This is a genomic window from Methylorubrum zatmanii (assembly GCF_014845115.1).
Lineage (GTDB): Bacteria > Pseudomonadota > Alphaproteobacteria > Rhizobiales > Beijerinckiaceae > Methylobacterium > Methylobacterium zatmanii.
In genome coordinates, this window is record NZ_NKUI01000284.1 from 1 (window position 1) to 2,217 (window position 2,217).

The 2,217-nt window shown below is 66.3% G+C and carries 2 protein-coding genes; both read right to left on the bottom strand.

The window, feature by feature from the left end; genetic code table 11:
* Positions 1–754: succinate--CoA ligase subunit alpha (gene sucD, locus MZTS_RS23565; RefSeq protein ID WP_192285682.1), on the bottom strand; the 754-nt coding region annotated here is incomplete at its 3' end.
* Positions 755–774: 20 nt separating this feature from the next.
* The gene (locus tag MZTS_RS23570; RefSeq protein WP_192285684.1) at positions 775–1,947 is read right to left on the bottom strand and encodes a malate--CoA ligase subunit beta; all 1,173 of its coding nucleotides are present in this window, start codon (positions 1,945–1,947) and stop codon (positions 775–777) included.
* Positions 1,948–2,217 lie beyond the last annotated feature (270 nt).

A 2,217-nucleotide genomic window follows, 5' to 3' on the forward strand; every position in this document is an offset into this window, starting at 1 on the left:
CATGGCCCATGCGGCGGCCCTTCGGAGCGGTGAGGCCGGCGACGAAGCCGATCACCGGCTTGGAGAAGTTCTCCTTGATCCAGGCCGAGGCCTCGGCCTCCTGCGGACCGCCGATCTCGCCGATCATCAGCACGGCCTCCGTCTCCGGATCCTGCTCGAACAGGGCAAGGTGATCGAGGAAGGACGAGCCGTTGATCGGGTCGCCGCCGATGCCGACCGAGGTCGAGATGCCGATGCCGAGTTCCTTCATCTGCGCCGCCGCCTCGTAGCCGAGGGTGCCGGAGCGCGAGATCACGCCGACCTTGCCGGGCAGGTAGATGTGGCCGGGCATGATGCCGAGCATCGACTTGCCAGGCGAGATGATGCCGGCGCAGTTCGGGCCCACCACCATGGTGCGCTTGTCCTTGGGATAGCGCCGCAGGTAGCGCTTCACCCGCATCATGTCCTGGGCCGGGATGCCGTCGGTGATCGAGCAGACCAGCTTCAACCCGGCATCGGCTGCCTCCATGATCGCGTCCGCCGCGAAGGGGGGCGCCACGAAGGTGATCGAGGTGGTGGCGCCGGTGGCGGCCACGGCCTCCTTGACGGTGTTGAATACCGGCACGCCGCAATGGGTCTTGCCGCCCTTGCCCGGGGTGACGCCGCCGACGACGTTGGAGCCGTAGGCGATCATTTCCTTGGCGTGGAAGGTGCCCTTGTCGCCCGTGATGCCCTGGACGATGATCGGGGTCTTCTCGTCGATGAGAATGCTCATGGCGTGATCCTCCCCGTTCTTCAGTGCTTGGCGGCGTTGCAGGCCTCGACGGCCTTGCGCGCGGCGTCCGTCAGGGTTTCTGCGGTGATGAGGTCGAGCCCGCTCTCGGCGAGGATCTTCTGGCCGGCCTCCACATTCGTGCCGGCGAGGCGCACCACCAGCGGCACGTCGATCTTCACCTCGCGGGCAGCCTTGACCACACCCTCGGCGACCCAGTCGCAGCGGTTGATGCCGGCGAAGATGTTGACGAGGATCGCCTTGACGTTGCGGTCCGAGAGCACGAGACGGAAAGCCGTCGCGACCCGGTCCGGGCTGGCACCGCCGCCGACATCGAGAAAGTTCGCCGGCTCGCCGCCCGCGTGCTTGATCATGTCCATGGTCGCCATGGCGAGGCCGGCGCCGTTGACGATGCAGCCGATCTCGCCTTCGAGACCGATATAGCTGAGATTGTGCTCGGCGGCCTGGGCCTCGCGGGGATCGCCCTGGGACGGGTCGTGCATGTCGGCGATGTTGCGGCGACGGAACAGGGCATTGTCGTCGAAGGACATCTTGGCGTCGAGCGCCAGCACCCGGTCGTCCTTGGTGACGACGAGCGGGTTGATCTCCAGCATGGTGCCGTCGCAATCACGGAACGCCCGGTAGGCGTTCATGATGGTCTTCACCGCCGCCGAGACCTGCTTGATGTTGAGGCCGAGCTGGAACGCGATCTCGCGGGCCTGGAACTGCTGCAGGCCGACCGCCGGCTCGACCACCACCTGGATCAGCGCCTCGGGCTCCTTGGCGGCGATCTCCTCGATGTCCATGCCGCCACGCTGGCTGGCGATGACGCGCACCCGCTCGGCCTTCCGGTCGAGGACGTAGCCGAGATAGAGTTCGCGCTCGAACGGATCGGCGGTCTCGACATAGACGCGCTGCACCGGCTTGCCCTCGGGGCCGGTCTGGAGCGTGACGAGGCGCTTGCCCAGCAGATCGCGGGCGGCGTCGCGCACCTCGTTGTAGGTGCGGCAGAGCTTGATGCCGCCGGCCTTGCCGCGGGCGCCGGCATGGATCTGGGCCTTCACCGCCCAGAACGAGCCGCCGAGTTCGGTCGCCGCGTAGACCGCCTGATCCGGGCTGAAGGCCACGGCGCCCTTCGGCACGGCGACCCCGAAGCTCGCGAGCAGCTCCTTCGCTTGGTACTCGTGAACGTCCATCGAGACCTCCTCTGCGTTTCCTTCGCTTTTCGTTGGGCCGACCTTCGCGGAAAAATTAGTTTTCGGGAAGCGGGTCGGCTCTCAATTTTTTCTTGTCTTATGCTTCAGTTTGCTTGTTCGCCAGAGACTTAGCAGGCTTCTCACCTGAGGATCATGCGGCCCTCGTCCCGTCCGCTTCCCCCTCCCGAGGAGCCGGAGCGCATCATAGGCTGCGCAGCATCCTCCGGAAATCATAGGGGAACCGGGCACTCCTTCGAGGCCGCTTCGCGG

Coding starts and splice junctions, on each gene's coding strand:
- MZTS_RS23570 (WP_192285684.1), bottom strand. CDS start 1,947: ATGGACGTTCACGAGTACCAAGCGAAGGAGCTGCTCGCGAGCTTCGGG.